The organism is Petrotoga sp. DB-2 (assembly GCF_054051725.1).
The window spans coordinates 1-764 of sequence record NZ_JBSVZD010000066.1 but is presented as its reverse complement, the minus strand read 5'-3'; the positions used below and the strand labels follow the sequence as shown (position 1 = coordinate 764).

Below are 764 nucleotides of genomic sequence, written 5' to 3'. Positions count from 1 at the left end.
AGCTAAAAGAAATGGAGGTGCCAAAAATGTTTAACACATTAGAAGAGATAGCAAAAAGAGACAGAGAAAAAGCTAAATTGGAAGGTGTAAAAGAAGGTGAAAGAAAAGGAAAACTTGAAGAAAGAAGAGAAGTAGCTATAAAGTTATTAAGTAAACGATTTGGTAGACAATTAACCACAGAGATGAAAGGAAAGATAAAAGAAGCTGAAGAAGCAAAAATAAACCAAATAATCGACAATATATTTGAAATAACCATAGAAGAACTAAAAGAAATATTGAAATAGTTGTAGAAGGTAGATTTTTGAGTATTTAAAATAGATATCACTCCTCTTTTTTGCTTTAGGAGGAGTGATATCTTTTTAATAAGCTTTATAGCGCCCTTCCCCCCGCTCCCCACCCATAAGGAAAGAGGAAGAAGTTTTACCACACTTCCCGCCCGTGTGGAAGAGGGACCTGCGGTCCCTTAAACCCTGTTTTTCACACATAAGGAAAAGGATCTTTGTTAGCTCCCCTTCACCTCGCAGCCCGCCCATGAGGAAAAGATTCTTTTACCTTTTCACTCCGCTCCCCACCCGTGAGGGAAAGGATCTTTGTTAACTTAATTATACCATTTCTTTTTGATGATAGGTTTGTGAAAAAAGGGCTGTATAATAAAAATGGTTGATGAGATACTTGACAAAAGGGGTAAAAAAAAGATATCACTCCTCATAGAACAAAAAACAAAAAAATAAAAAGAGAGAGAGGAGTGATATCATGAGCAACAA

Annotated in this window: 1 pseudogene; it reads left to right on the top strand. The window is 36.0% G+C overall.

Annotated features, from left to right (window positions below):
- Window positions 1-284: pseudogene (locus tag ACW9JY_RS10435) on the top strand (Rpn family recombination-promoting nuclease/putative transposase); the annotation flags it as partial.
- Window positions 285-764 lie beyond the last annotated feature (480 nt).